Genomic DNA, 26,197 nt, shown 5'->3' with positions numbered 1-26,197 from the left:
TAGAGTAGAAAATGAGTTTACCAATACTTAACAAGTATACACTTTTTTTTATTTAACGTCAAACATTAAATTTCAAACGGCAAGCGAACATAGCGATCTCTCTCTGTGTGAACTTTGATTTTTTGTGAGCCGGCAGACTATTTATTTGCCTTTTCTTTTTTAGGCGGCAGTGCGGTTTCTTTTACACCTTCAAAAAGTGTTTTCCAGGATAAATGAAAAATGGAGCGGTTGATCACTCTGTCAAAATGCACATCAGCGATCCGCGGAGCTTCCTTTTTAGAAGGATTGGCGTTTTTAATGATCATATTGGCGCCCCAGCTCAGCAGTTTTTTTTCTTTCAGCGATTTGGTATCCCTGTCTTTTTTCAAAAGAGCAACTTTTAAATTATCATACAGGAGCTTTACTGTTCCATCCATTCCATAATCGTAGCCTTTAAAATTGAACTGCAGATCGCGGATCCGGCCTTCTTTTACGCGGGCTCCTCCTAACGGCTCGGTAAAAACATTGAGCGCTGTTGCATCCATAGAACCGAGATGCCCGTCAATATCAAACCTTCCTTTATCGTTGAACAAATAAAAGGTCCACAGGGTTTGAACGGGAAAGCGGTTTAAGAACCGTGCCTGTATACTGGCAGTTGTTGTTTTTTGCGGTGCCGTTTTTTTGTTGGTAATATTGCTGATCGCGGCGTTCACATTGCCGAAGGTGATCTTGCCGGTTTTTTGCAACAACCGTCCTTTCTCTTTATACTCTACAAAGCTGTTGTTCAGGGTCATTTTTTTTATCTCCAGCGGGAAGGGTATTCCGGCTACTTTTTGATGCGGGTAAGTGCCGATCTTACTTTTGGGATCGGGGGGCATCGTCATATCCCTGTATATTTTAAAGGAAGCGGATTGTATCATTACGCTGTCGGATACCAGCTTTTCCTTCATCAGGCGCGGAAAATTGACCCCGCAAAAAGAAATTTGCTTTATGTCTATATCAAACCGATCGGTCTGCATGGCTTTCCGGGCAGCAAACTCTTTCTCTCCCAAAGCGGGCATTATCCGAAAAGGCCCGGCATTTATTTGCCGGTATGCCGAACGCATGGTAAGGTTCTCCACTTTATAGGTATACAACCGGTCGGGCGATGACCACAATAAAGCTGAACACGAAAGGAACAACTGTTTAGAAAAGAGTATCCTTGAACTGTCGCTGCCGGCAACGCTGTCAATAGCCACGTCCCTCAACTCCATGTGCGTATCCGTAAGCTGAAGCTCCTGCTTCCCGGTTTGCATGTTCCGGGTAATGATCCGGGCACCCACGATCAGCAGGGTATCAATTTTAATTCTTTCCAGCTCTCCAAGGATTTGTTTGTATACCTCTTCCTGCGGCACACGCCTGCGGGCATTTTTTCCGCTATGGGTATACAGGATCTCAATAACAGGACGGGTGATCTGCAGTTTGCCCCCCACTATTTCTTGTGTGAGCAGGGCTTTCGGCGTTTGTATGCCGGTAACAATAACAGAAGGGATCTCAACCCGGAAAAGCATTGGAGGCGCATCTTTTTCTTCTTTCATCACCACATACCGGGCACTGTCGTATTGTAAACTAAGATTGGATATGGATAAATTTCCGCCCACTTCGTCTAACTCCATATTGTCGTAGTGAATATTGTACAGCCGCTCTGTTTTTTCCTTCACTTTCTGTTTGACCTGGTCGCGGATCAATTGTTTTTTGATCGCATTCCAGTACGCAATAGCAAGGGTAACCAATATAGCCAGCATCAGCAGGATGCCGGCAATGATCATCTTACCCCTCCGGGTAGACGCAGATTGCCTGATGCGGTTACGAATCGCTTTCATATTTAAATTGTTAATACAAAAGGTACCGGTGTCTGATCAATGCTTCATGAAAGATAATCTTTTTGGTACTACTATTATGCCAATAAGCCAACACGGGGGTAGCCGCTGTTGCCATGTCTTCACCCTCCGCATGAACCCCAATGCATGCCCAATGCTGTAATCAGCGTCTTCAACTCATATTGTCCTGCCGGTAATGAAAAGAAGACAACACACCTCCGATCCGGCAGCTTAATTAAGATGGTCCTATATTTGAAGTATGGCAAAAACATTTTTACGAAAGGCGATCGTTAATCCGCTACAGCGTATGGTAAACGACAGCCGCTCCGTGGGCATAATTCTTTTTGCCTGCAGTGTATTGTCAATTGTTATTGCCAACACTTCTTCCGGCGAAGCATATATTGCTTTCTGGAATACAGCCATTCCGGGGCCCCCGGGCTTACATCTGCCTCATTCCCTGCTGCACTGGATCAATGATGCGCTGATGACCCTGTTCTTTTTTTTAGTGGGTATGGAGATCAAAAGAGAATTGCTTACCGGCGAGCTTTCTTCTTTAAAAAAATCATTGTTGCCTTTGTTTGCCGCCATAGGAGGCATGCTGGCCCCGGCAGCCATCTTTTTATTGTTCAACAAACAAACAGATTTTCAACATGGGTGGGGCATTCCTATGGCTACAGATATTGCATTTTCCCTGGGCATCGCTTCCATGCTGGGTAAAAAAGTTCCCGCTTCTTTAAAAACTTTTCTAATGGCGCTGGCCATCATAGACGACCTGGGCGCCATTATCGTCATCGCTTTTTTTTACGGCGCCGCCATTCAATGGCTTTACCTGCTGTGCGGCATTGGCATTGTGATCGTATTGTTTTTATTTCCCCGGCTTAAAATTAAATTTGGCTGGTGGAACTTTGTGCTGGGCATTGCATTGTGGTACTGCTTTTTCAATTCGGGTATCCATGCAACCATAGCGGGTGTATTGTTTGCGTTGACCATTCCGTTGCCCTGGTTAGAAAAGTTGGAGCACCGGCTCCATGTGCCCGTTTATTTTATCATGCTTCCGCTTTTTGCATTGGCAAATACCGCTATCGTAATACCACCTGAATTTATTGCAGCGCTCAACAGTTCATTGAACCATGGGATCATCGGAGGCCTGTTCATTGGAAAACCATTGGGTATTATTACAGCCTGCTGGTTACTGGTAAAGCTCAAATGGGGCGAGCTTCCCCGCGGCGTAAGCTGGACGCAGCTTGCCGGCATTGGTATATTGGCAGGCATTGGTTTCACCATGTCTATATTTATAACCATGCTGGCTTTTGAGGATGCGGCAATACAGGATATAGCCAAATCGGGGGTATTGATCGCTTCCGTGATAGCAATGGTAACAGGGTATACCTGGCTGTATCTTTCAGGAGGAAAAAACATGCAGGCCGGGATGGAAAAAGTAAAGCACAACAGATCAGCGAAACCTTCAAAAAATATAAAATTATCATGACAGACAAAAAATATGAAGTTTGGCTGCGCGGGCCGATAGAGCATATCCCGGCACTGCTGCAACCTGTAGCACACGCGCTTTTGCAGACAAGAGAAGAAGTAAATACATTAATGGAAGATTTCCCGGCAGCCCTGCTTTGGGAAAAGCCCGCAGGAGTTGCTTCGCCGGGGTTTCACCTGCAACACATGAAAGGGGTGATAGACAGGCTGCTTACCTATGCCAGGGGTGAAATGCTTAACGCTGATCAGTTGCAGTACCTGAAGCAGGAAGAGCAGCCTCCTTCTCTATCCTGTAAAGCCATTGAGCTGGTGGAACAGTTTAACCTGCAGGTAAGCAAAGCACTGGCTCAATTATCTGCTACCGATGAAGCAGCTTTAACTTCGGCCCGTGGTGTAGGCCGTGCGCAATTGCCTTCTACTGTACTGGGCTTACTGGTGCATGCAGCCGAGCATACGCAGCGCCACCTGGGGCAGCTCCTGGTAACGGTAAGGATTTTAAAAAGCAAGCAGGCATAAACCAGGAGCATAAAATGGGATGCTTTTGCATCGTGCGCCGGTGCAAACGCAACTACTATCCTCTAAGAAGCGTATATATGTAAAAAAGCACTATCTTAGACAAGGACACTTTTATACAGGAACATTCATACAATAAGGCTGCAGCTTTCTTTATGCCGGAAACGAAAACACGATTCTTATTACCCTCTACTGTTCAATTGCTGCGTTTTCCTTTTTCCTTTTTCCTGATGCCGGCATACTGGTTTGCGCTGAGCCAGGTGGGTGAGATAAGTATATCCCGTGCCCTGCTGGTTTTTATGATACTGCATTTGCTGGTATACCCGGCAAGCAATGGTTATAACAGTTATATGGACAGGGATACGGAAAGCATTGGAGGGGTCCGGCGCCCGTTGCAACCTTCACGCCAGCTTTTATATGCAACGGTGCTGATGGATAGCCTGGCTGTGATCCTGGGCTCTTTGATCAGCCGGTATTTTGCTTTGGGAATATTGTTGTATATACTTGTTTCCAAAGCATACAGCTACAGGGGCATCCGTTTAAAAAAATACCCGCTTGGCGGATATATAACTGTTGTGCTGTTCCAGGGTGTAGTGACCTTTGGATTGATTTATCATGGCTGCAGTGTCTCCAAAACACCGGAAGTGCCTGTTTTGGCAATGATAGCATCCGGTTTGCTCATCGGAGGATTTTACCCGCTCACACAAATATACCAGCACAATGCAGACCTGAAGGACGGTGTTAGAACCATCAGCTACCGCCTGGGTTACCGGGGAACCTTTGTGTACTGTGGAATTATATATACAGCAGCATTCATCGTGCTTGGTTTTTATTTTTTTTATACGCTGCAAATAAAAGCGTTTTATATATTCAGTTTGTGCATGTTGCCGGTAGTTGTTTACTTTTTAATTTGGGCCCGCAAAGTATGGCACAATTATATATATGCAGATTACAGGAATACGATGCGCATGAACCGGGTCGCTTCCCTTTGCACAAACATCGCTTTTATCATTATTTTTATGATCAATCACTTTGAGTAAAATTGTACATATAGGAACAGCGCTCCCGCATTACAGGCATCAGCAGGAAGATATTCTGCGGTTTATGCAGCAGGTATACGCCACCGATACCACAGAACAAAGGAAAATGAAATTCCTGTATCATCAAAGCGGTATCCGCAACAGGCATTCTGTTATCGGTGATTATAACCGGTCTGTAAAGGACTGGAAATTTTACCCGCGGAGCGAGAACTTAGAACCTTTCCCCACACTGGAACAACGCATGGCGCTGTATAATAAATATGCTGCCCCGCTGTCGGTTGACGCCATAAGAAATTGTACAGAGCATATATTGCCGGCAAAAGAGATCACACACCTGATCACCGTAAGCTGCACGGGCATGAGTGCCCCGGGACTTGATTTACAGATCATAGATCTTATGGATCTGCCCAATACCATTTACCGCAGCTCCATAAATTTTATGGGCTGCTATGCCGCTATGCATGCGCTGAAAATAGCGGATGCCATCTGCAAAAACGATACCGCAGCCAGAGTAATGGTCGTTTGCACCGAACTGTGCACACTGCATTTCCAAAAGGAAGCTACCATAGATAACATTACTTCCAGCATGTTGTTTGCCGACGGTTCTGCGGCAGCGCTGATAACACATGATCAATATCCTGCGCCCGGGTTGGAACTGCAGCATTTTTATGCAGAGATCATGCCCAAGGGCAAAAAAGATATGGCATGGGAATTGTCTTCCACAGGGTTTGTAATGACACTGAGCGGCTATATCCCTGAACTGATAGAAGAAGACTTTGAACAATTGATCGCAAGGTCCCTGCGATCGGCAGGCATTCACAAGGAGCAGATCAGGGGCTGGTGCATACATCCCGGGGGTAAGCGCATACTGGAAACCGTTAAAAAATGCCTTCACCTGGATAATGCTGCGCTGAACGACAGCTTTGATATCCTGGAACAATTCGGCAACATGTCTTCTCCCACCATCTTATTTGTATTAAAACGTATGATGCAAAAGCCGGTTGGCATGGATCATAAAATATTGGGAGCAGCTTTCGGACCCGGACTAACGATGGAAACATTTGTGGGAGAGATGGTATAACGCCATAAATTGTTGTTGCATGGATCACTCCTTCACCAAAATTTCCGTAAATTGATCCAATACTTTTTATGCCGCGTTCAACCCAAACAGAACTATTGGATAATGATGATATTCCGTTTGAAGACATCAAACAGAACATGAAAGAGCTGGATTTCATCAATCGCTGGCTGGGCGGTCATTCCATTACCATATCGGGCGTAAAGAAAATATTGTCTGCATCAAAAGCAACCGGTAACCCCATCAGCATTTGTGAAGCGGGCTGTGGCGGCGGCGATAACCTGCTGGCGATTGATAAATGGTGTAACAAAAACAATATCGCCGTTCATTTAACGGGTATTGATAAAAAAAAGGAATGCATTGATTTCGCAAAAGAAAAGACTGCCGATACAAAATACGCCTGGATCGTTTCGGATTACCGGGAAGTATATTTCGCCCATCGGAAACCCGACATTATTTTTTCCTCTCTTTTTTGTCATCATTTCAGCGATGACGCGCTGGTGCAAATGATGCGATGGATGCAAGGCAATTGCAGCATGGGTTTTTTCGTAAATGATCTCCATCGTAATTTTTTTGCATATCATTCCATCAAATGGCTTACAAGATTATTGTCAAACAGTTATCTTGTAAAAAATGATGCCCCGCTTTCCGTTCAGCGTGGATTTAAGAGAAAAGAGTGGGAAACGATCATGCAACGGGCAGGCATCCGGTCGTGCTCAGTTGAATGGAAATGGGCTTTCCGGTGGTTGATAACGGCAACTTCATCATGACAACAACAAATAATATATACGATGCAGCTATTGTGGGCGGCGGGTTGGCCGGTCTCTGTCTTGCTGTTCAACTGGCAGGGGCGGGGCATCGTGTAATATTATTTGAAAAAGAAAAATATCCTTTCCACAAAGTGTGTGGCGAATACATAAGCTTTGAATGCTGGAATTTCCTGGAAGAAACCGGTGTGCCCCTGAGCGACTGGAGCCTGCCCCATATCCGCAATCTTATGGTATCCTCTCCTTCGGGCAAAACGATCAAACACCGCCTGCCGCTGGGCGGGTTCGGTATCAGCCGTTATAAACTGGATGCTTTCCTTGCGGGGTTGGCACGGAATGCAGGGGTTGTAATAATGGAGGAAACAAAAGTGGATAATGTGTGGTTCAGCGATGCACACTTTTATGTGCAATATGGAGGGGAAATGTGCAAAGCCAGGCTGGTGTGCGGCACATTTGGCAAACGCAGCAACCTGGATGTTAAGCTGAAGCGCGATTTTGTTCAGAAGAAGCCGGGCAAGCTCAATAACTATATCGCCGTTAAGTATCATATCAAAACGGACTTCCCGCCGGATCTTATAGCGCTGCATAATTTTGCGAACGGCTATTGCGGCATATCGCAGGTAGAGGACGGGCAATATTGCCTGTGCTATCTTACCACCGCGCAAAACCTGCAGCAATGTGATAACTCCATTGCGCAGTTGGAGCAGCATGTATTGCGCCGCAATCCTTACCTGGATACGATCTTTGGTAACTCCACTTTTTTATATGCATCGCCCGTTACCATTGCCCAGGTAAGTTTTGATAAAAAGACACAGCTGGAGCATCATATGCTTTTGACCGGTGATGCCGCCGGGATGATCGCCCCGCTTTGCGGTAACGGAATGAGCATGGCGATGCATGGAAGTAAAATAGCCTTCCAGCAGATCCACCCTTTTCTGCAGGGGAAAATAAGCCGGTACGAAATGGAGATTGCCTATCAAAACAACTGGAACAATACCTTTAAGAAAAGATTGAAAGCCGGCCGCCGGATACAGGGGCTGTTCGGCAGGGAATGGGCAACCAATTATTTTATAAGAGCGCTGCAGCCTTTTCCCTCCATAATTGACAGGCTGATAAAACAAACACATGGCGAACCGTTTTAACCGGTCATGATCAGGATCTGCTCAATAACTGCGATATCTGTTTTTTCGATACTGTAAATGCACAAATTCCGCCTGCAGATCGGATTTGTCAAATTCGTTTGGTTCAGCAATCCTGGTCACCTGCTGTTCACCGCTTTTTTTGTATACATCAATGCAAGCAGACCCAGCACAAAAAACACGATCAAAGCAATGATGGAATTGCGGATGCTGCCGGTTATATCCTCCAAAAACCCAAACGAGAACAAACCGATGACCAATGCTATTTTTTCAGTAACATCATAGAAGCTGAAAAAGGAAGTGGTGTCTTTTGTTTCGGGTAAAAACTTGGAGTAGGTGCTGCGGCTCAGCGATTGTATGCCACCCATCACCAGTCCTACCGATGCGGCCAAGGCATAAAACTGCATTTGGGTTTGTATAAAATAAGCCCATATGCATATAGCGATCCATATACAAACGGAAACGATGAGCACCCTGAGATTACCCATGCGTTTTGAAAGCCGGCTCATAACAATGGCTCCGATAATAGCCACCAATTGTATCAGGATGAGCGTAAACAATAATTTGGGCTCATCTTCCGGCCGGGGAAAGATCTCCTTTTTGCTGAATCCTGCGGCCACCAGCATCACGGTTTGCACACCCATACTGTATAAAAAAAACGACAATAAGAACCGGCGCAGTGTTCTTAACTGCTTCAACTGCCTGAACACGATCGACAGCTCATGAAAGCCATTGGTAAATACGTTTTTTTTTGCCTGCCGCTCCTTAAGGCTGGGCAGGGGCAGCACACGGAGGGTAAACTGAGCAAAGCCAAACCACCATAGGCCCGTGAGCAAAAAGGATATGCGAACACCAAGGGTGGCGTCGCTGCCGTCCAGCCCAAACCATGTTGGCTTTACAATAACGGCAAAACAAATGATCTGCAGCAGCACGCTCCCGGTATACCCCAATGCATACCCTCTGGCGCTTATACGGTCCTGGTCTTCCGGCGCTGCTATATCGGGTAAATAAGAATTGTAAAATACAAGACTTCCCCAGTAACCCAGTGCGGCCAATGAAAACAAAATAACGCCATATTCAATACGTTGGGGTGTAAAAAAGAACAACCCGCAGCAGGCTGCAGAACCTAAAAAGCAAAACCAGCGCAGGTATACTTTTTTATTGCGCCTGTAGTCGGCTATGGATGATAAAACGGGTGAAGACACCGCCACGATCAAAAACACTACCGCCAACGCATAGTCTAATAAGGAAGTATTTATAAATTGCTTTCCGAAAAAGTTAACGTAGTGCTTACCATTGCTGTTGCCCATGCTGGTGATACCTACATAATAGGCCGGGAAAACGGTTGTTGTTATAACAAGACTGTATACGCTGTTGGCCCAGTCGTACATAGCCCATCCGTTAATTACTTTTTTGGGGGCGGTTTGCATGAAATGGAAATGATTTTTTGAAACTGCTATTTCAGGTAACCCGCATAGATCATTACCAGCAGTATTACGCCTACAATAATACGGTAAATGCCGAACAATTTAAATCCATGCTTTTGCAAATAGCCGATAAAGAATTTAATAGCCAAAACGGCAACGATAAAAGCAACGATGTTGCCCACTATAAAAGCAGTGGTATTGTACGAATTACTGAACACAATTTCATACCCCTTGATGTTGCCGCCCGCTGCAGGATAATCTTTGAGGAAAAGCTTGTATACCGTTGCAGCCATCATAGTGGGCACGGCCAGGTAAAAAGAAAATTCGGCTGCCAGCGTGCGCGTGAGCTTCTGCTGCATCCCGCCAATAATGCTGGAAGCGCTGCGGCTTACGCCGGGTATCATTGCCACACATTGCCATATGCCAATGATAAAAGCCTTACCGTAGCTGATGTCTTTATCGTCGGCAATAACATGTGTTTTAAACAACCTGTCAATATACAATAATATAATGCCCCCGGCCAGCAAAGCAACTGCAACAGTAGTGGGGCTTTCAAGCAGTTCATCTATTGCGTCAGAAAACAAGAATCCCAGCAGCAGGGCCGGAACAACGGCGATGAACAATTTTGCATAAAACTGCCACTTGCCAAAGTCGAAGAATTTTTTCCAGTACAGTACCACTACGGAAAGTATAGCGCCCAACTGTACCGCTATTTCAAATATTTTTGTAAAGTCGCTGTCTGAAATGCCCATCATTGAGCTGGCGATGATCATATGCCCGGTGGAAGAAACAGGCAGGAACTCGGTAATTCCCTCAACAATGGCGATAATAACAGCTTGTATAATGCTCATGCGCTACGATAATTTGGGAAACAGCGGCAGTAATAACGTGCCGGTCGCTGAATAAGTGTGCAGGATCTTTAAAAAAGTCTTATCAAAAGAGCCGGTATAAAAGATATGCCACCAGGGATCAAAGACACAAAATGCTTATGTTCAGGTTCTATTCTCCTTCGTGTTTTTGGATTTGTGACAAAATGCCATTTCATATGCAGCCTCTGTTCATAAACGGTTACCCGGGATTATTTATCCGTTGTTTTGGGCTTACGCATAATGGCGTACATTTCAATGATCAGCCCTGCCATAAGCAATACCGGAGCTACCGTAATCCTGCGCGTACTGTATACTTCTTTATAATCAAACACATTCGGATCCGGACTTTTTCCACCGGCCATCAGCAATAATGCTACTATCATCACCACGGCGCCGATGGACATCCACATATAGTTTTGCCTGTTGAACAATAAGCCGCTTGTTTTTTTATCGGACATATACCAGAATTAAGTTTGCAAGATAAGGGAAATGGGGGAAATGTGAGAAATGCGGGGAATGTGAGTGAAAATCTTACAGGAGAATAAATTTCTTTTTCTTAATTAGGGAATGACTCCTTTTAATATGCAGCCGCAAAGGTCAATAGTGAGTAGTCAGTAGTGAAAACGATAAACTGTAAACAACAAATCCAAATGTCTGTTTTTTCTTTACCTTCAAAGCAAAAGTTTGCTTCATGTCAAAATATATCCTTGCATTAGACCAGGGCACTACCAGTTCCAGGGCCATTATTTTTGACCACAACGGTTCTGTTGTTTCGGTAGCGCAAAAGGAATTCAGACAAATATTCCCTCAACCCGGCTGGGTAGAGCACGATCCTAATGAAATATGGAGCACCCAGTTGGGCGTAGCGGCAGAAGCCATCAGCAAGGCCGGACTAACAACGGAAAGTATAGCTGCAATAGGCATCACCAATCAAAGAGAAACAACAGTAGTTTGGGAAAGGGCTACGGGTAGGCCGGTATACAATGCCATAGTATGGCAGGACAGGCGTACCGCGGCTTTTTGTGATGAGCTGAAAGCCAAAGGAACCGATAAGCTGATCAGGGAAAAAACCGGGCTCATCCTGGATGCCTACTTTTCGGCTACCAAGGTAAAATGGATACTGGATAATGTGGAAGGGGCAAGGGAAAAAGCCGGTAAAGGGGAACTTTGTTTCGGTACCATTGACACCTGGCTGATCTGGAATCTTACCAAAGGACAGGTACATGCAACCGATGTATCCAATGCATCACGTACCATGCTCCTTAATATACATACCCTGCAATGGGACGGGGAGCTTGAAAAAATATTTGATGTGCCCGGCAACATGCTTCCCCGGGTAAGGAGCAGCAGCGAAGTGTACGGGGAAACACAAAACATTTTAACAGCCCATAAAATACCCATTGCAGGAATAGCGGGAGACCAGCAGTCGGCATTGTTCGGACAAATGTGCACACAAGCCGGCATGGTTAAAAACACCTATGGTACGGGCTGCTTTATGCTGATGAACACGGGTGAAAAAGCAGTGCCTTCACAAAATAATTTACTTACTACCGTGGCATGGAAAGTGAATGGCGTTACCCAATATGCATTGGAAGGGAGTGTATTTATTGCAGGCGCTGTGGTGCAATGGCTGCGCGATGGACTGGGCATTATTAAATCTTCCGCAGAAGTGGAATCACTGGCGCTGAAAGTAGACAACAACGATGGGGTATATATGGTGCCGGCATTTGCAGGACTGGGGGCGCCGCACTGGGATCAGCATGCAAGGGGAACAATAGTGGGCATGACAAGAGGAACTACAGCTGCACATTTAGCCCGTGCGGCTATAGAAAGCATCGCTTATCAAACCATGGATGTATTGAAAGCCATGGAGGCCGATTCGGGCATTGCCATTAAAGAGCTGCGTGTGGATGGCGGCGCAACCGCCAATAATTTATTGATGCAGTTTCAAAGCGATATGCTCAATACCAAAGTTATCCGTCCTGAAATTATTGAAACAACCGCATTGGGCGCTGCCTATTTAGCCGGGCTGGCCGTGGGTTACTGGAGGAATATGGAAGAAATCCAAAAGCAATGGCAGGTAGACAGTGTTTTTGAGTCTGCTGCGAAAGAAGAGGAGAGAAACCTATTGTCGAAAGGCTGGCAAAGAGCAGTGAAAACCGCGAAGGTATGGGCGGAGGGCTAATTTGGAAATGTGAGTAGTGAGTGGTGAGTGGTGAGTGTCTGCAGGGTTGAAATAGCATCGGAGTCAACTTTTTTATTTTTCATCATAATATTTAACCTATGTTTTTACAATTAGCACACACCAGGCTTAATGTATTTCAATATTCAAAATCTTTAGCTTTGGAATGTTATCGGATAACAAAATTGTTCCCTCAGGAAGGACGGTTTGCTATATCTCAGCAAATAAGAAGAGCTGCATTGTCTGTACATTTGAATATTGCCGAAGGTGCTTCCCGAAAATCGGCGGCTGAAAGAAAAAGATATTTTGAAATAGCAAGAGGATCTGTGATTGAAGTGGATACTGCCATCGGCATAAGCTTTGAGCTTCACTATGTAACTTTGCAACAGTTAGAACCATTGGAACAATTGATTTTGCAGTCTTTTAAGACATTAACAGGATTGATTATCCACACTTCCTGACCACTCACTACTGACTACTGACTATTGACTACTGACTACTGACTATTGACCACTCACTACTCACAACTATGCAAAGAGGCGAAATGATTGGCAGGCTGGATACGGAAACCGAATGGGACATCATCATTATTGGCGGGGGCGCAACGGGTTTGGGCGCTGCTACGGATGCCGCATCGCGGGGATATAAAACATTATTGCTGGAACGTTTTGATTTTGCCAAAGGTACTTCCAGCAGGGCCACCAAGCTGGTGCATGGCGGTGTGCGCTACCTGGCGCAGGGTAATATTAAGCTGGTAATGGAAGCATTGCGCGAAAGAGGCATCTTATTAAGGAACGCCCCGCACCTTACCCGTATACAGCCTTTTATACTGCCTTCCTACGCGTGGTGGCAAAAATGGTTTTACGGTATCGGGTTAAAGATCTATGGTCTCATGTCGGGCAAATTGAACATAGGCAAAACCCGTGTCCTGTCTTCAAAAACGATCTTACAGTATTCACCCGCGGTATCCCATACCAAATTAAGCGGCGGCATATTGTATTACGACGGGCAGTTTGATGATGCCCGCCTGGCGCTTAACCTGGCGCAAACGGTAGTGGAACAGGGCGGCACGGTGTTGAATTATATGGAGGTATTTGATGTGCGCAAAGAAAATGGGAAAAGCAAAGGGGTGTATGCAGAAGATATGCTTACCGGAAAAGAATACGAATTGAAAAGTAAGGTGGTAATCAATGCAACCGGGGTATTTACAGATGATGTGTTGCAGATGGATGACAATATGCAGCACAATATCATCTCTCCGTCGCAGGGCATACACCTGGTGGTTGATAAAAAGTTCTTCCCCGGCGATCATGCAATGATGATACCCAAAACAGATGACGGGCGGGTGTTGTTTGCCGTACCCTGGCACGATAAAGTAATTATCGGCACTACCGATACACCTGTTGCAGAGGCTTTATTTGAACCCCGCGCTTTAAAAGAGGAGATCGAATTTATTTTCAGGAACGTGAACCGTTACCTCAGCTCGGGCATCACAAGAGCCGATGTAAAGGCCGTATTTGCCGGGCTGCGCCCGCTGGTGAAGGTGCCGGGACAGAAAAAAACGGCGCTCATGCCCAGGGATCATACCATCATTGTGTCTAAGAGCGGGCTGGTAACCATTACCGGCGGCAAATGGACCACCTACCGCAAGATGGGCAAAGAAGCAGTAGACAATGCGCTGTTCTTAGCCAAACTGGAACGCCGGCCCTCCGTAACGGAATCCCTTCGTATACATGGCTGGCGCCAACAGGAGAACGGTGATGATCCCTTACATTACTATGGCGCCGATGCAACGGAGATAAAAAAGCTGGCAAACGAAAATGCGGCATGGAAGGAGCAATTGCATCCCGCTTTCCCATATGTTAAAGCGCAGGTAATATGGGGGGTACGCAATGAGATGGCCATGACAGTGGAAGATGTGCTGTCGCGAAGGATCCGCATGCTTTTTTTGGATGCCCGTGCGGCAATACAGGCAGCCCCGGAAACAGCCAGGCTGATGGCGGAGGAAACGGGCAAAGATGAAAACTGGCAGCAGGAGCAGGTACAAAATTTTACCACGCTGGCGGAAGGGTATTTGTTGGGAATTTGAAAATTTGAAAGTTTGAAAATGTGGAAATGAAAGCGGTCGGCACGCGACAAAGGAGCGTCAGACCGCTGCCCGGGCCTGAGAATTTTTAGATTATCGTTTGCTATTTATCGTTGCTTCCTTTTTGGATTTGAAATTCAATATTTGAAATTTATTGGTTCTTGTTATTTTTCTTTTTTGTGCTTTGTAGCCGTACTTTATTAAAAAAATTATTTATTTTCCCTGGATCATTATCAAAAAAATTGCTTGCATATGTCTCCCTTTTTGGCTGAAATTACCGGAACGGCTTTACTCATTATTTTAGGCGGCGGTGTGGTTGCCAACGTTGTACTGGATAAAACAAAAGGCAATAACGGCGGGCTGATCGCCATCACCTTTGGATGGGCAGTGGGAGTATTTACGGGTGTATATGCCGCAGCAGCGGCGAGCGGTGGTCATTTAAACCCGGCCGTAACAATAGGGCTCGCGGTTGAGGGCAGCTTCGACTGGGCGCTGGTGCCTGCTTATATACTGGCGCAATTTACAGGCGCAATGATCGGAGCCGTGATCGTATGGGCATCCTACCGCCAGCATTTTAATGCCACACAGGATGCCAATGCCAAGCTGGCAGTATTTTGTACAGCTCCGGCCATACGGAGTGCTGCCCACAATTTTATTACGGAAATGGTAGGCACTTTCGTGCTGGTACTGGGGGCCCTGTTGCTGGCCAAACCTGAAATGAAGCTCGGCGCTCTTGATGCCTTACCCATTGCATTGCTGGTGCTGGGTATAGGCCTTAGCCTGGGCGGCCCAACCGGTTATGCCATTAACCCCGCACGTGATCTGGGGCCCCGTATCGTTCATGCTTTACTGCCTATCAAAAACAAGCGCAACAGCGACTGGAGCTATGCCTGGATACCGGTAGCGGGACCCATCGCGGGTGGTGTGCTGGCGGCGCTGGTTTTTAGGTTCATACTGAAGTAGCCGGAAAAATACAATTGCTCACAGATAACACGGAGATTTACAGTAAAATGCCAGTTAGACATCCGTGTAAACTATAAAGAAATTAAGTTAGAGTTTGGATTTAGAATGGATATTTTGGTAGATAAAGAAAGTATCATTCGGATAATTAATTAATATCTGTGCTTATCAGTGAAATCTGTGAGGAAATAAATACAGGTGCTCACAGATGACGGATGTAGGCAGACAAATACAATTGTTGGCTGCAACCAAGACACAACGCGACTTAAATTCAAACCGTAATAGACAGAACAAATGTGAAAGCATTTAAACATTATATTCTTTTACTTTCAGGTTTAATTAAACAATGAACTTCTATTTTTAAATAAAACACAATAATTTTATAATATATCAATAAGCCATATCAAACTATGCTAAAAATTTGTTTCTTGTTAATCGCTATTTTGATTGGGTTAACATCTTATAAAAAAGGAAATGGATTTTTAATAGCAGGATATATAACAGGCATTGCAGACAGCACGCAAATAATGCTGCAAAATATTAGTAGCGGTGAATATCTTGACAGCACATTGGTTATTAAAAGCAACTTTACATTTCGCGGAAGATTAAATGAGACGCCGGAAGAGTTGAGAATAATTTCCGGTTTGAAAGAACTACAAAAGGGCAACCTTTTTTATACGGATTTACTTATGGGCAACGAAACGGTTGCTGTAAAAGGTGATATTTCTGATATGCCGCTTAATGTTACCACCAGCGGTTCGCCTGTGCAAAAAGAAGCTGAGCTATATCATAAACAATTACATGCGTGGAATGTAAAGCTGAGAAGACTGAAAGCCAATTTGAAATTATTTCCTGACAGTATTAATACAATAGAAAAAAAGCAGGCAGCAGCAAGCGTAAAGAAAGTGAGCGACTCTTTGGAAGTGTGGCAGACTAGTTTTATAAAAAATAATTTCAATTCTTACATAGCGCTGGTGATGTATAATTACCGTCGCGATTTTAATACAGATACGCTGAAAAAATTGTATAACAATTTACCAGGTGCATTGAAGCAAAGTAAATTCGGCAAATCAATATATATGCAAGTCAACTATCCCAAGCCTGCTTTGGGAGATAATTATAATGATTTTGAAGCGGTGAATACAAAGGGCAATTCTTTCAAGCTTTCAAACATAAAAGATAAATATATTTTATTGCAATTTGCTGGTACGGGATGTTACTGGAGCCATATGTCTATGCCTGAAATGAGGATGCTTAGCAGCGAGTATAAAGATTCAGTATCGTTTGTAAGTTATTTTATGGATGATAAAGCAGAATGGCTGAACACTTGCAAAACGGATAGTGTTACCTGGTTAAGCGTTTGGAGTAAAGGAGGCAAATACTCCGATGCCGCCAGTAAATATTCTGTAACTGGTACACCAACTTTTGTTTTGATTTCGCCCGATAAAAAAGTTGTTTCATCATGGTTTGGATATGAAGATGGCATTGTGGAAAAGGAAATTAGAAAGGCATTGTCAATAAATTAATATCCTTAGATGTTTGATGATTTGAAGTTATAAGAAAAAGGAGAAAATGATAGGAATGATGGCTGCAGCCAATAAAAGTATTTATGCAAGCATGGCTGACACTACTCTAAATACCCTGCCTGCATAAATACCAAATCGTTTTAAAACGGTTGTAATTACACAGCTCATAAAATATCACTAACACCTTAATCTGTTAAATCCTGTGAACTAAAAATGCCATGCTTCCCCCGTTCCTATATGCTATTACAAACGAGGCGCCTGTTTATGAAACCATCATCAATAACAGGGCAAAAAAGCTGATCAACAAGATCCAGGCGGGCACTTATGTAACCGTTACCGCCGAAGATGGCGATTTTTACAAAGTAATAACTGCCGGTCCCAACGGGTGGATGCGCAAAACCGATCTGGGCGATACCATGGGTATTAAAATATTTTATCTGGACGTAGGCCAGGGAGATGGGATTTTAATAGAAGCGGGTAACCTGCGGATATTAGTTGACAGCGGACCATCCGTCAATATGCACAGCTATCTTACCAAATGGCAATATACCTATCTGCTCAACAGGGGTCAGCCTGTTCATATTGATTGTGTATTTGTAAGCCATTTTGATGCAGATCATTATAAAGGGCTCATTCCCATATTGAACGACAAGCGGTTCACATTGGTACCATCTATCATGCAGGCATATTGAAGTTTGCGGCAAAGAGCAATCCGTATAATACGGGCTTGGGAAATATTGTTGACCGCAACGGGAAGGTATACCTGACCAAAGTATTCAATAACCTCTTACAAACCAGTGAAGCCGCTGCTTTTAACAGGGATATTACCAATTTTATGGATGCGGTTAAAAAAGCCGCCGCGGAAAACAGGCTCGGTAAAACGAAGCGGTTGGCAGCAGGGGCTGCAGCCATCAGCAAAACCATCGAAAGCCAGAAATTCAGGATAGATATACTGGGGCCGTTCACAGAAAAGATCGGTGGCAGGCACAGGTTTATATACTGGCACGATGAAGGTAAAACCATCAACGGACATAGCCTGGTGCTCAAAATTACTTTTGGGAGCAGGACTTTTTTATTGGGGGGAGATCTGAATACTGCTTCGGAGCTTTACCTCATGCAGCAATATGGAAGCAATAATCCCTTTATGGTGGATGTGGCAAAATCCTGCCATCACGGTTCTTCCGATTTTACAGAGGCTTTTATGCAGCAGGTCAACCCCTTTGCCACTGTAATATCTTCAGGTGATAATGAGAGCTTTTCGCATCCCCGTGCCGATGCCATAGGGTGTGCAGGTAAGTACGCAAGGGGGAGCCGGCCTCTGGTATATTCTACCGATCTTGCCCGTTCGGTGAGCAAAAGCAAAATTTTATTTGGCATGATCAACCTCCGCTGTAACGGGAAAGATATTTTTATGAACCAGATGAAGGAAACCAACCGCCCGTCCGATATGTGGGATGCGTATACTTTGCCGGGTGCCGTTTAAGCTGACGTAGCAGTCTTTCCCATGGAAATGATCCCGCTTTTACGGCTGTCTTCAATTAGCTGCATAAATTGCCCGGATGTGAGTGGTTTGCCGGGAAGATGATAATAGTCAGGCATTGTTTTGAGAAATGCCGGCAAATATTAAAACAACTTTACTTTGAATAGTTGAATTTCCTTCTGCCTATCATAGCCTTAATCGAACATATTGTTCCAAAAATCGAAGCATATCCGCCTGCCGGCGAATAAACTTTCACTACCGTATAATGTTTATCATCTTTGTATTGTCAAAAGCGACGCTGACCCTTTGAAAACCCGATCATCCATCATCCCCTGAAAGCCCCGCCATCCTTTAGAAAACCCGGCCCTGAGAAAGCACATTCCAATTCCTGTAAAAAAACAAACAGATCCGATAGCCGAAAGAAGCCACAACCTTTATCCCCATCCTTTGAAAATCATGAACCTTCGGAAACGCCACGAAACCTCAGTATCTTTTCAAAAACCTAACCATTCCTCTCACAAAATTTCAAGCGACTGAACCAGGCCCAACGCCTGGTTTTTCCCGCTTCCGGTTGCGGAGTGCAATGCTTCTTAAATCGAAAAACTTGGCTACCGGGCCTACGAGAAAAAGTGCGAAGAAGGGCGCATATATAAGATTGTTGAGACGCAAAACAAATTCAACAATGGCCACTAAAACGGCAACAATAATTCTTCCCTTCCTGGTGGATACAGAGGTAGGAGGGTCTGTGATCATAAAGAAGATAAAAAGCTGGTACATTGGCCCGGTCAGCGGAGAAAGCTCTGCAAGAAAAGCATCACCCGTAATTAAACAACGAACATACGCAAGTATACTAAAGCTTATTACATAGGTAACGGTTACGTGCAACCGTTTTGCCCGGTTCACAATGAGCAATCCCAGGATCCAAATTACACTCATAGCAGCGAGGTTACTGCCCCACTGAATGCTGAGCCCCGCCACATGCACGCTGTACAAAGCCAGCATCCATGAAACGCCAAAGTTGGAAGGATTCCATAAATGCCTGTCTTTATAGCGAAATACATATTTGGAGAGAATGGAAAGTAAAGATGTAACTATATAGGGCCAAACTACATTTGAGCGTATGAGTATGCCCACGCTTATACCGGTTATATATGCGCTGGCAAGATTTTTCCACGTGCCCAATACGATCCTTGCCAGTATGATCTCTGCTATCATGGCTGTGGCTATCGCGGCCACCAGGGTCATATAGCTGTCTAAAATGCCAAAAGTGAACTGTCCAACCAGCAGGATAAGCGTGATAAATGCCGGGGGGATGTATTGAAAATTATTTTTTAGCCACTGAGAGAGTGAAGCTGTTGCGGGCATGCTTTCAAGCTGATATTCTTTCGGCATTAGTTATTGGGTTTGCTTTCTTTTACAATATGCAGTTTATTGATTTCGGGGTTTTTAATTGTATCTGTATGCCCCGATGGCCAATAAACGGTTACCTGGTCAATTTTATCGCTTTTGCCTGTTCCAAAATGGAGCCTGTGCTGGTTCTGGGACGAAAATCCCATGCCGCCGGTAACGATCTGCGCCTGCTTTTTCCCGTCCCATTCCACCTCTACTCTTGCACCTATGGCGTCGGCATTGGAAACCGTTCCCTGCAGGTCAAAAGCTATCCAGTGATTGCTGTTGCCGGCCTGATTTTTATAAACCAAAGGTATATTGTTTTGATTGGCAACAACAACATCCAGTACACCTCTGTTCCACAGGTCGGCAATGGCAATGGCGCGGCCGTCATAAGTTGCTGTGGGGCAAACCTTGTCTGATACGTCCTCAAACAAACCATCGCTGTTGTTCAGCCATATTTTGTCCTGCTCATAGCCCGACTGGCTTTTGCCTTCCATATCCGGCCAGTTTTTGGCATCGCCTATAATGGCGCTGTTGCCGCCGGTAACTTTGGAATAGTCGTACCAGTATGATGTATTTTTCTTTGCCGAAATAAAACCGTTTGCTACATACAGATCCATATAACCATCGTTGTTAAGGTCTGCGAATTGCGCGCCATAGCTCCAGCCTGCATTTTCTATTCCTGAAATTTGGGCAAGGTTTACAAATGAAGGATGCTCGGCTGAGCGTTCGTTTCTGGGTTGCCAGTAATTGTTTCCCTGGATCAGTATTCCTTTTTCCGTAATATTTGTAGTGTATACTCCTATATTACCATCATTGGCAATATCGCCGAAGGAAGCATTCATACCGCTTTTAGGAATATGCCCAACGCCCGCTTCCCTGCCTTTTTCTTCAAACCTTTGCCCGTTCCTGTTCAAATAAAATTCATCTACATTATAATCGTTGGCAATATACAGTTCGGGGTAGCCATCGCCATTGAAGTCTGCTGCTGCTGCGGCAAGTGTCCATTTGGTTGAAGTTAGTCCATACTGTTCGGTCACGTCTTCAAACCTCCCGTTGCCTGTATTCTTTAAAAGAAAGTTTCTGCCGCCATTGTTGGCATACTTGAAACTTTCGGGCATTATTTTGGTTGTGTTCAAACTGTCTAAGTGAAAAATTTCTTTATAATAACCCGCTATAAAAATATCCGACAGTCCGTCATTGTTAAAATCGAACCAGATGGCGGAATTGGCGTTTACCCATGAAGGAAGCCCGCCGCCTTCTGTAACAGGTTCAAATCTTTTTCCCTCTATGTTTTTAAACAACTCGGGTTTCCCCCACTTATACAGGAGCAGGTCTTTAAAACCATCGTTATCATAATCGCACCAAACGGCGCCCATTGAAACGCCGGTGCCCGTTCTGTTCACATCTGCCAGTTGCACTTTGTCGGCCACGTCTTCAAATTCGCCATTGTGCAAATTACGGTACAGGGCATTTTTACTTCCAATGGCGCTGTTGGTAAAATAAATGTCGTTCCAGCCGTCATTGTCAAAATCGCAAATGGAAACAGCCGCTCCCATGGAAGCAATTTGTCTTTTGATATTGTTGAGTTTGGGGTCAACTTCAGGAGCAATATGCCTGAATGATATACCGGCTTCTTTATTTACCGGTTCAAGATAAAAGCCATAGGCTTTTTCAGCGGCTTCTTTCTGCCTGCTGCTGTTCTTACCCGAAAAAAAATCATTATTGCGGGAAGCGATGAAGGTTACTGCCAGCAGGCATATGAATATTGCGGTAACCGCTATTCTCGTATATTTTTTGGGGCTCATTGAATCAGGCATCGTTTATATGGTCTAAAGATAATAATAATGATACTTGATCTTCAAATTTTAATGACTTCTCCTGTTTTGTTGTGAAAGCCTGGCGAAGCGAAAGGGGCTGTAAAGCAGATATCCTGAATGCACCCTGCTTTATAATAAGAGGATGATAATTATGATTATCTTCGGGTGTATATAAATGATTTCACCGGTAATGACACATGCATTCCCCTACTTTAGAACACGCTTATGGGTCGGTGCTGTTTTATTTTTTATAGTTACCCTGCTCGCACAATGTAAACCAAAAGATGAAGAGGCGAATAACCGTTATAACGACCCCCGTATGCTGGCCATTTCCTTTCTTCAGCAAAACAAGTTTGATGAAGCGGAGGCAGCGTTTAAAAAAGCGATAAAGACCGATCCCGGAAATTTTCTGAACTATGCCGATCTGTCGTTGCTTTACATGGCAAAAAAGGATTATGATGAGGCAGAAAGACAGATACAGGCAGGATTGAAAATCCAACCCGGCAATCCGGGGTTAAAGCTCACCCTGGCTGAAGTGTATATAAGGGAAGGAGATAAGGAGAGTGCTGTAAAAGAGCTGACAAAAATACTGGCTGCCGACTCCAGGAATGCGCCTGCCTGGTACAAGCTGTCCCTGCTGCAGGCAGCGGAAAAAAATTACCCGGAGCAAAAATCCAGCCTGTTGCAATTGGTGGATATTACCCCGGCCAATATTGTGCCCCGGCTTCAACTGTGTGAATTGCTTGCACAGGAAGGGAAACCCGACTCCGCACTGTTCTTTATGCAAAGCATAAAAAAGATAGTCCCGGAATTTAACCTGGCAACAGACAGCATCTACCAAAAAGCTGTTGCACTCATCGCCAACAGCAGGCAAACCGCCAATGCCATTCAGTATATTCAGAGATTTCATGAACTGGTGAAGCTTACCAAGGCCTATGCCGGCGGTATTGATGAAATAGACCAGCCGAAATTACTCACCGGCTATGCAGCGTTTAACGACAGCAGGTTCAGCCGGGTTTACGACAAAAACAGGTTGGTTTCATTGAACGATATAAAATTTGAAGACGCTTCTGCAGTTGCCGGACTAACGATCCCCGGGGTAGCCAATATAAAGTCTTCAACACTGGCGCTTGCAGATGACGACGGTAAAGGCACATCCTATGTTTTTGCGAGCTTTTTACCCGAAGGCGCGCCGCGCTCCAAACGCTATTTGTTTGAAGCAGAAATGTCGAACTATAAAGACATTACCTCCTCTGTTGATCTTGATCACGAGGCTGTTGATCTTGACGCCACGTTTGCAGATTATGACAACGACGGCTACCGCGACCTTCTTGTTTCTACCGGCAAAGGGATCCTTATTTATAAAAACAATGGCGATGGCACCTTTTCGCGGATAAAGCAAAAAACCGGGCTGGAAAATATCAGCGATGGCAATAAGATGCTTGTTGCGGATTTTGACCAGGACGGCGACCTCGATCTGTATGTAGCCTGTAACCGCAACAACAAATTTTTTCGCAACAACAATGACGGAACGTTTACCGAAAATGCGAAGATGATGAACCTCTTAGCAAATGCATCAGGAACCATAGATATGGATTATGGAGACCACGATGCGGATGGCGACCTGGATATAGCGGCGCTGACCGCGGAAGGGAAAATCCAATTGCTGGATAACGAGCGGCATTCTAAATTTAAAGACCATACCGGCAGCTTACAACTTGCGGATCCTGCGTACAAAGGCAGCGCCATTGCTTTTGGCGATTACAATAACGACGGTATGCAGGACCTGTTCATTGCCGGAGCCAAGAACGAAAATTCATTTTTGCTGCAAAATACGCGGGAACATGGGTTTAAGTCCGACACAGCATCGCGGACGCTCACTTCCTCATTAAAAGGCATAACCGTTCACGCTGCCATTTTCTTTGATTTTGATAATGATGGTTACCAGGATATCCTGGTAGCAGGGATAAATGACGATGCGTCCCAAAGCGGTGTGCAGCTGTTCCATAATGATCCCGGGAAAGGATTTATCAATGTTTCGTACCTGCTGCCGCAAACAATAACCGGGGGGCATAAGATAGACATTGCCGACTTTAACTTAGATGGTGATGATGATGTTTTTATATCGGGACCTTCCGGGATTTCTTTAATGAGAAATGACGGGGGCCATCTCAATCATTATATGCAGGTTCAGTTAACGGGACTTTCCTATGGCAACAATAAGAACAACCGCTTTGGCATTGGCGCACAGGTGGAGCTAAAAGCAGGGAACCTGTATCAAAGCAAAACGGTGAAACGCTCGTTGGTTAATTTTGGCGTGGGTGCGCAGGATTCTCTGGATGTGGTTCGTATCATTTGGCCCAATGGAACGCCGCAGCTTATTGATGACCCGTCGCGCTGGCAAAGAACGCTTGAAGAAGAGAAGCTCAAAGGATCATGCCCCTTCCTGTTTACGTGGGATGGGGAAAAATACATTTTCTTAAAGGATATGATGTGGAGAAGCGCGCTGGGAATGCCTTTGGCGGTAAGCGGAACAGATACTACCTATGCATTCAGCGATCCGTCGAAAGAATACCTGCTTATCCCTGGTGAGATGCTCAAGCCGAAGAATAATAAATATTCCATCAGGATAACCGAAGAGCTGTGGGAAACGGTTTATTTCGATAAAGCTGCCCTGATAGCGGTAGATCATCCCGACACGGTAGATGTATTTGCCGATGAACGTTTTGTTGCGCCGCCTTTTCCCGGTAAGCAATTGTATGGCGTAGGTAAAAAACATTTTCCGGTTACTGCTTTTGATGGTAATGGCATTAACGTACTGCCGCAGATTGAATCATACGATTTCAAATACATTTCCAACTTCGGCATGGGCAAATACCAGGGGCTTGCCGATGATCACGACCTGATCCTCGACCTGGGAGATGAAGCGGCAGGCGATAGTCTTTACCTGTTTTTACGGGGATGGATCTTCCCTGCCGATGCCAGCATCAACACGGCCATGACCCAATCAACTATGTATACAAGTAACCCGCCGTCATTGGAGGTGATGAACAAAAAAGGAGAATGGCAAACTGTTATACCCAATATTGGTTTCCCGATGGGAAAAGATAAAATGGTTATCGTTAACCTGTCGGGTAAATTCCTTACTGCCAACAACAGGAAAGTAAGAATAAGAACGAATATGCAGATCTACTGGGATGAGATATTCTTTTCAAGCCGCTTATCCAAAGCCCCGGTACACATGCATGATCTTGCCATGACAGGTGCGCAACTTGCTTACAGGGGCTATTCGGCTTCCTACAGGAAAGGCGGGCCTTTTGGTCCGCACTGGTTCGACTACTACAATACCAGCGGCGGGCAGAAATGGAGGGACCTGACAGGATACTACACCCGCTACGGTGATGTGTTGCCGCTGATGCAGCAGGCAGATGATGCCTATGTTATTGCCAATTCGGGCGATGAAATAACGATTGAGTTTGATGCGGCGCGTTTACCTGCATTGCCGCAGGGCTGGAAGCGCGATTTTCTCATTTACAGTGAAGGATGGGTAAAAGACGGCGATCTGAACACCGCTCACGGGCAAACGGTTGAGCCGCTGCCTTTCCATAACATGCCTGCCTATCCTTACCGCAGCAATGTAATGTATCCTGCAGATGCACAGCACAACCGGTACCGGCAGCAATACAATACCCGGCTGATAAGTACCGATGATTTTAAAAATGCACTGAAGCCACAGGCAGTGGCAGAACATAAGTAATTACTCAAAGCCTAAAAAGAAATCCTGTATGAATGTAATACCGATTGTACATCCGTAACAGTGCAACGGCTTTGGAATAAACGACCATAGCATCGTACCATACCTGGAATATTTGGATTATCTTAGAAATCTAATTGGTATAACATATGGCTAACACCTACACACAAGTTCATCTTCAATTTGTATTTGCCCCCAAATATAGAGCATCTCTTATAAGCAGCACATGGGAGAACGACCTGTATAAATACATTACGGGTATTGTGCAAACGAATAAGCACAAGCTGATTATTATCAACGGCATGCCCGACCATGTACACTTGCTGGTTGGTTTTAGAGCTACTCAATCTATGGCTGATTTTATGCAGGATGTAAAAGCGGGCTCATCCAAATGGATAAATGATAACAAGTACTGCAAAGAGCGGTTTGAGTGGCAAACCGGGTATGGAGCATTTTCATATTCAAAATCCCAACTGCCTGATGTGATAAGGTATATCGAGAATCAGAAAGAGCATCATCGTAAAAAGACCTTTCTGGAAGAATATAAATTGTTCCTGGAAAAATTTGAAGTGGAGTATGATGAAAGATATGTTTTTAAGGAGCCGGAATAGGTAGCATGCCTACGGCATTCATGCGGGCGTGAGTTTATTGAATTACCGATATGGTATGCCTATCGGCATTTAGGTGAAGAGTACATGATACAAAAAACACAGTACGGTAGTAGGGCATATCCAAAAATCCCGTAGGGATATCATATCGGTAAATGCAAATGAGAACGTCTGATAATCCCGTAGGGATGGAACAGGTAAGGGGCTGCTTTCATAGCAAATACCAATGG

The 26,197-nt window shown here is 44.8% G+C and carries 21 protein-coding genes; 15 read left to right on the top strand and 6 right to left on the bottom strand.

Annotated features, from left to right (window positions below):
- Positions 1-137: 137 nt before the first annotated feature.
- Entirely contained in the window at positions 138-1,841 is a 1,704-nt protein-coding gene (locus PLH26_RS03810) for an AsmA family protein (protein ID WP_324584660.1), read from the bottom strand.
- 256 nt (positions 1,842-2,097) lie between these two features.
- Between PLH26_RS03810 and nhaA the strand changes: the two genes are divergently transcribed.
- The 6 genes from nhaA (at position 2,098) to PLH26_RS03780 (ending at position 7,866) form a co-directional block, all read left to right on the top strand.
- Complete coding sequence (gene nhaA / locus PLH26_RS03805; protein ID WP_324584659.1) at positions 2,098-3,327, top strand: Na+/H+ antiporter NhaA; 1,230 nt, start codon at positions 2,098-2,100, stop codon at positions 3,325-3,327.
- Positions 3,324-3,842, top strand: coding sequence for a DinB family protein (locus PLH26_RS03800; protein ID WP_324584658.1), 519 nt, complete (start codon positions 3,324-3,326; stop codon positions 3,840-3,842). Before nhaA ends, PLH26_RS03800 begins: the two co-directional genes overlap by 4 nt.
- 152 nt (positions 3,843-3,994) lie before the next feature.
- Entirely contained in the window at positions 3,995-4,879 is an 885-nt protein-coding gene (locus PLH26_RS03795) for a UbiA family prenyltransferase (RefSeq protein WP_324584657.1), read from the top strand.
- Positions 4,872-5,960, top strand: a complete 1,089-nt coding sequence (locus PLH26_RS03790; RefSeq protein ID WP_324584656.1) for a type III polyketide synthase — start codon at positions 4,872-4,874, stop codon at positions 5,958-5,960. Before PLH26_RS03795 ends, PLH26_RS03790 begins: the two co-directional genes overlap by 8 nt.
- Before the next feature lie 68 nt (positions 5,961-6,028).
- Entirely contained in the window at positions 6,029-6,727 is a 699-nt protein-coding gene (locus PLH26_RS03785; protein WP_324584655.1) for a methyltransferase domain-containing protein, read from the top strand.
- Entirely contained in the window at positions 6,724-7,866 is a 1,143-nt protein-coding gene (locus PLH26_RS03780; RefSeq protein ID WP_324584654.1) for an NAD(P)/FAD-dependent oxidoreductase, read from the top strand. The genes PLH26_RS03785 and PLH26_RS03780 overlap by 4 nt, the downstream gene beginning before the upstream one ends.
- 116 nt (positions 7,867-7,982) lie before the next feature.
- On the opposite strand, the gene PLH26_RS03775 is transcribed toward PLH26_RS03780, so the two are convergent.
- The 3 genes from PLH26_RS03775 to PLH26_RS03765 all read right to left on the bottom strand — a co-directional run bounded on the left by PLH26_RS03775 (position 7,983) and on the right by PLH26_RS03765 (position 10,617).
- Complete coding sequence (locus tag PLH26_RS03775; RefSeq protein WP_324584653.1) at positions 7,983-9,293, bottom strand: MFS transporter; 1,311 nt, start codon at positions 9,291-9,293, stop codon at positions 7,983-7,985.
- Positions 9,294-9,319: 26 nt separating this feature from the next.
- Entirely contained in the window at positions 9,320-10,141 is an 822-nt protein-coding gene (locus PLH26_RS03770) for an undecaprenyl-diphosphate phosphatase (protein WP_324584652.1), read from the bottom strand.
- A 227-nt stretch (positions 10,142-10,368) separates the two neighbouring features.
- A complete protein-coding gene (locus PLH26_RS03765; protein WP_324584651.1) occupies positions 10,369-10,617 on the bottom strand; it encodes a DUF3098 domain-containing protein in 249 nt (82 codons plus the stop codon).
- Between the two features lie 233 nt (positions 10,618-10,850).
- On the opposite strand from PLH26_RS03765, the gene glpK reads away from it, so the two are divergent.
- From glpK to PLH26_RS03730, 7 genes are all read left to right on the top strand, one after another.
- Positions 10,851-12,344, top strand: coding sequence for a glycerol kinase GlpK (glpK, locus tag PLH26_RS03760; RefSeq protein WP_324584650.1), 1,494 nt, complete (start codon positions 10,851-10,853; stop codon positions 12,342-12,344).
- 98 nt (positions 12,345-12,442) lie between these two features.
- Complete coding sequence (locus PLH26_RS03755) at positions 12,443-12,802, top strand: four helix bundle protein (RefSeq protein WP_324584649.1); 360 nt, start codon at positions 12,443-12,445, stop codon at positions 12,800-12,802.
- Between the two features lie 68 nt (positions 12,803-12,870).
- Positions 12,871-14,430: a glycerol-3-phosphate dehydrogenase/oxidase gene (locus tag PLH26_RS03750; protein WP_324584648.1), complete on the top strand. Its 1,560-nt coding sequence runs from the start codon at positions 12,871-12,873 to the stop codon at positions 14,428-14,430.
- Between the two features lie 249 nt (positions 14,431-14,679).
- On the top strand, positions 14,680-15,390 hold the full coding sequence (locus PLH26_RS03745; RefSeq protein ID WP_324584647.1) for an MIP/aquaporin family protein: 711 nt from the start codon (positions 14,680-14,682) through the stop codon (positions 15,388-15,390).
- Between the two features lie 425 nt (positions 15,391-15,815).
- Entirely contained in the window at positions 15,816-16,913 is a 1,098-nt protein-coding gene (locus PLH26_RS03740; protein WP_324584646.1) for a thioredoxin-like domain-containing protein, read from the top strand.
- A gap of 218 nt (positions 16,914-17,131) precedes the next feature.
- Positions 17,132-17,605 carry an MBL fold metallo-hydrolase gene (locus tag PLH26_RS03735; RefSeq protein ID WP_324584645.1) on the top strand — a complete coding sequence of 158 codons (474 nt, stop codon included), beginning with the start codon at positions 17,132-17,134 and terminating at the stop codon, positions 17,603-17,605.
- A 35-nt stretch (positions 17,606-17,640) separates the two neighbouring features.
- Positions 17,641-18,396, top strand: coding sequence for a ComEC/Rec2 family competence protein (locus PLH26_RS03730; RefSeq protein ID WP_324584644.1), 756 nt, complete (start codon positions 17,641-17,643; stop codon positions 18,394-18,396).
- A gap of 522 nt (positions 18,397-18,918) precedes the next feature.
- Here the strand turns inward: PLH26_RS03730 and PLH26_RS03725 are convergent.
- A complete protein-coding gene (locus tag PLH26_RS03725; RefSeq protein ID WP_324584643.1) occupies positions 18,919-19,785 on the bottom strand; it encodes an RnfABCDGE type electron transport complex subunit D in 867 nt (288 codons plus the stop codon).
- Complete coding sequence (locus PLH26_RS03720) at positions 19,785-21,593, bottom strand: CRTAC1 family protein (protein WP_324584642.1); 1,809 nt, start codon at positions 21,591-21,593, stop codon at positions 19,785-19,787. Before PLH26_RS03720 ends, PLH26_RS03725 begins: the two co-directional genes overlap by 1 nt.
- A 202-nt stretch (positions 21,594-21,795) precedes the next feature.
- Here PLH26_RS03720 and PLH26_RS03715 point away from each other — a divergent pair, with 202 nt between their 5' ends.
- Together PLH26_RS03715 and tnpA are read left to right on the top strand one after the other, a co-directional pair.
- Complete coding sequence (locus tag PLH26_RS03715) at positions 21,796-25,362, top strand: CRTAC1 family protein (protein WP_324584641.1); 3,567 nt, start codon at positions 21,796-21,798, stop codon at positions 25,360-25,362.
- A gap of 146 nt (positions 25,363-25,508) precedes the next feature.
- A complete protein-coding gene (gene tnpA, locus PLH26_RS03710; protein WP_324584640.1) occupies positions 25,509-25,970 on the top strand; it encodes an IS200/IS605 family transposase in 462 nt (153 codons plus the stop codon).
- Positions 25,971-26,197: the final 227 nt, after the last annotated feature.

Source organism: Agriterribacter sp., assembly GCF_035444585.1.
Taxonomy (GTDB): Bacteria; Bacteroidota; Bacteroidia; order Chitinophagales; family Chitinophagaceae; genus Agriterribacter.
This window is presented reverse-complemented; position numbering and strand designations above follow the sequence as displayed.